Source organism: Rheinheimera sp. A13L (assembly GCF_000217935.1).
Taxonomy (GTDB): domain Bacteria; phylum Pseudomonadota; class Gammaproteobacteria; order Enterobacterales; family Alteromonadaceae; genus Pararheinheimera.
This window is the reverse complement of sequence record NZ_AFHI01000043.1, coordinates 1-3,396: the sequence shown is the minus strand read 5'-3', so window position 1 is coordinate 3,396 and position 3,396 is coordinate 1. Positions and strand designations below refer to the sequence as shown.

Here is a 3,396-nt window from a genome sequence, read left to right as displayed (position 1 = left end):
CGCCAGTTAGGCCACACCAATGTGCGCTTTAGTATGCTGGAACAAGCCGAACACGACGCCTGGCGCCAAGTGTACGAAGGCTGGGATATTTATGGCTGGTTACTGGGGCATGGGAAGTAGGGTTTTATATTTGTCTCTGTGTTTGATAAAGCAAAAGGCCACCTAGCGGTGGTCTTTTGCTTTATTGGTGGAGCCGTTATTTCGAATAAACTATATGCCAAACCAGTAAATTGTTAAGAATGAAAACCACTAATCACCATCATTTATAAATTAATCTGTGGTGCTGCAAATGTCCAAGCTAGCATTTTTTTTCCGATTTCTTTCCAAGTTTCTTGCAGCTGTTTTGGGAAAATTTCCTCGATTTTTGTATGCTTGCAAACGCCTTTTGCCATGTCATCTTTAAGTAGACCCACTACAGTACTAAGTTTTGGGGTTATTGTGTGCTTATGTTTTTGTGGATCGCTCTTGAAAGAGTTTATGTCTACACCTTCAATGTTACACGTGTTGTAGATATCCCGCCAAAATTTAGCGAAATCACTTTCATTATTAAAAATGTCACAAAATTTGTGTGATTGCTTGAAATCAAAAAACTTATAAGTTGATTCATTGATAGAAATGGCATGTTCAATGAACAATACGGTTTTAGACTGATGTTGATCAGCCTTTTCCTTGAATGACTGGATTGGATGAAGATTTTCAACCTCATGGCAATCAAGAATATGATAATTGTTGTTTAGTCCTATTTTAGAGAATTCTTCGATGATTTTTCTTGCTGTCTTCCCTATGTTGTCGTTTGGGTGTTTTTTATCTGTGTCAAATATTGCATGAATATTCTTATTGTATCTATAATGTGTGGCTACTAACCGTGAACTCCCGTCACCACCACCGTTAAGTGGCCTGTAATAAAAGTGAGCTGTGATTCCTTGATGTTTAATGTAAGAAATTAATATTTGGTTATAAATTACATTATCTTCAATGTCTTCTAATATTATTTCAGATGGCTGAAGCAGTTTATCAATTTCAAATGCCTGAGTAGTAAGTATGTCTATTTCAAACTCTGTTTCGGATTTATTTACTGTGAATGAAAAAGTTTGCCGCCCATCTAGCTCCTCGAATGTATAAAATGATCTTCTCGTAATTTCTTTTAGAATATATTTGGAGTAATCAGATATTTTATCGGACTCGATAATGTAGTGAAGCATCTCTGGATTTATAATAAATAAATGATGGCCTTGTTCAGCAGTTCTTATAATCGTACTTATGAATCGTTGCCATGTTAGCAGAAAATTATTTTCAATAATTTCAGTAAATACAGAATCATTAATTTTTATTATCATTTTATATATACTCAAAAAAGCCAAACGGCCAATTTTTCAGCGTGCCTTTTTCAGTGAATTCCGCTTTTTTTATTTGTGATTTTCTACTCTCAATGTCTTGCTCAAAGCAATGAATACCAACATCCAGGTTACTTATTTGTTTTTGCATAACAAGTTGAGCAGTTTTTGATATCATTGCTTCACTGTGAGTTTCGAGTATTATTTTTACCGAAATAGAATTTTCATCCGCCAACTTAATTGATTTTATAAATACCGATGCTAGCTCTGCTTGTAGTTTTGGGTGTAAATGCAGCTCCGGTTGCTCAATTGCTAGAATGTAGTTCTTCGTCTTTCGACGTTTTTTTGAGTTTTCGTAACCAGAGCTAATAGACCATAGCTGTAATATAATAGGCAAAAACTGCGAATACCCAAATCCCATATCGGACATGTTGTCACTATTTAAAGTATTGCTATGTTTTATTTTTATCGACGTGTGGCCAGCTACGTTTTCATCCGTCACTGTGAACCCGAATTCAGAAATAGTCCAATTGTCTAACTTCTCCTTCCATACCTTTGATATGTTGGAAATAAACATTCCCATGTTTTCGCCTTGATGATCAAGTTCATCAATGTTTATGTCCTGATACCTATAATATCGCTGTGTTGATGTTCTTAATGGAGCTATATACCGCACCCCTAAAAACTCTTCTGTTAGAGTGTCATTGAATTTAGGGCTGTATTCTATGATGTTGTATAAGTCAATTATTCCTGATAGAAACTCAAATCCATCACTGTCTAAATCCCATGAGCTAGTTGTTCTTTTCCATTTTACAGTCATGTCTGCAATTTTTATGATATTCAGCTTTTCTTCATTAGAGTATATATGTCTCGTCAATCTGTTAAATAGTTCAATTGACTTTTTGTCACTGGTACTTCCAGCTAGGTTTTTTATTATATTTTTACCTTGATTTCTTAACGTTACTAATAGTTGTTTTGTTTTTGTTTCACTAGAAAATAAGGTCTCAGGGCGAAGTAGTGGTAGTAATGTATCTGTGTCTGTAACTTGGAATCTAAAGTCACTTTTCTTTAAATCCCAAGTTAATATATCTGAGTATATGTTTGTTATTGTTCCGCTTTCATCAAAGTCAAAGAATATTTTGTTTTTATTTACTTCGCATGAAAATTGGTGTGTATATGAGTTTTGGCTGTTTTTTTGTTTTGTTATCGATATTGTAAATGTTAGTGGCGTTATTCTTTTGATGAACTGCGATTCATAGTTGATTGAAAATGTGAATTCAATTTTATTTTTGTTATCTCCACTTGATTCTTCAAATAAGTCTAGGAAGTCAGGGGTGGTATCATTTTTGTTGCTGTATATTGATGTTTCAAATGTTCCGAAATCTATGTAGTGTCCCGACCAGAGGATTGGACCTCTGGTTTTTCTCTCGACACTTTGACGTAGTAACGGAAAAGTGCGTAGAAAAGTACTTTTCCCCGAAGAGTTAATGCCCACTAGAATATTTAGTTTTTTTAATTCAAAATCACCTGTGTCATAAAGACATCTTAAGCCTTTTATTCTAATGCTTTCCATAGGCAGACTCATTATTAAGCGCTAAGAGTTGCAGTCAAGTATGATGGTTTTTCTTGATGCGATGCTGCGCATAAGCTATGCAGAGTTTCAGATCATGACAAAACACGGACAACAGCTCCGCTATAGGTTAATTATCGGTTTTAATTCACTTATAGAGTGAAGTTCCTAAAACTAGCACCTTATTTAGGTTGCTCGCAAGTGCTTAGCTGAGAAATGGTTGTATCAGGTCTTGCCTTTTGCCTCGTTTGTTTTACTTGGTTTTGTATGGCGGCCACTCAATTTCTTGCTGCGACTGATGGCAAAAGTCACCACCTAGCGGTGGCTAAGTAGTTGGGGGGATTTATTCGCGGCTTTGCCGCTCACCTCTCGTTTTCAACGAGAGGCCGCCCTCTGGGCGTTGTCTGCAGCTTGCTGCGCAAGCTTCGGCTGAACCCCTAACGGCGCTTCGCGTCCGCCGCGAAACCACAATAAAGCAAAAGGCCACCTTGC

At 36.4% G+C, this 3,396-nt stretch carries 2 protein-coding genes; both read right to left on the bottom strand.

The annotated features are described in order from the left end of the window. Positions 1-263: 263 nt before the first annotated feature. A complete protein-coding gene (locus RHEIN_RS16295) occupies positions 264-1,337 on the bottom strand; it encodes a hypothetical protein (protein WP_008900079.1) in 1,074 nt (357 codons plus the stop codon). 1 nt (position 1,338) lies between these two features. After that, the gene (locus tag RHEIN_RS16290; RefSeq protein ID WP_008900078.1) at positions 1,339-2,907 is read right to left on the bottom strand and encodes an AAA family ATPase; all 1,569 of its coding nucleotides are present in this window, start codon (positions 2,905-2,907) and stop codon (positions 1,339-1,341) included. Positions 2,908-3,396 lie beyond the last annotated feature (489 nt).